Here is a 449-nt window from a genome sequence, read left to right as displayed (position 1 = left end):
CGGCCACTACAAGGTACTGGACGATGTTCCGGACAACCTGCGCGGCAAGGCCGTCCAGGTGTGGCTGGAACAGGACCAGATCAAGATCGCTGCGCTGGACTGACGCAGCACCAAACTCATGCAGAACCAGGAGAAGTCCTTTGGCTGAAATCATCGTAGTCACCTCCGGCAAGGGCGGCGTCGGCAAGACCACTTCCAGCGCGAGCCTGGCCTGCGGCCTGGCGCGGCGCGGCAAGAAGGTGGCGGTGATCGACTTCGACGTCGGCCTGCGCAACCTCGACCTGATCATGGGCTGCGAACGCCGCGTGGTGTACGACTTCGTCAACGTCGTGCACGGCGAAGCCACCCTCAAGCAGGCCCTGATCAAGGACAAGCGCTTCGACAACCTGTACGTGCTGGCGGCCTCGCAGACCCGCGACAAGGACGCACTGACCCAGGAAGGCGTGGGC

The 449-nt window shown here is 63.7% G+C and carries 1 protein-coding gene; it reads left to right on the top strand.

Features of this window, described 5'->3' with window-relative positions; translation table 11 throughout:
- Nucleotides 1-140: 140 nt before the first annotated feature.
- Nucleotides 141-449: AAA family ATPase (locus D7V77_RS42575; RefSeq protein ID WP_147452387.1), on the top strand; the 309-nt coding region annotated here is incomplete at its 3' end.

Origin of the sequence: Corallococcus sp. CA041A (genome assembly GCF_003612075.1) — a bacterium.
GTDB lineage: Bacteria > Myxococcota > Myxococcia > Myxococcales > Myxococcaceae > Corallococcus > Corallococcus exiguus.
Note: the sequence above shows the minus strand (reverse complement) of the source record. Positions and strands in the feature narration are given on the sequence as shown.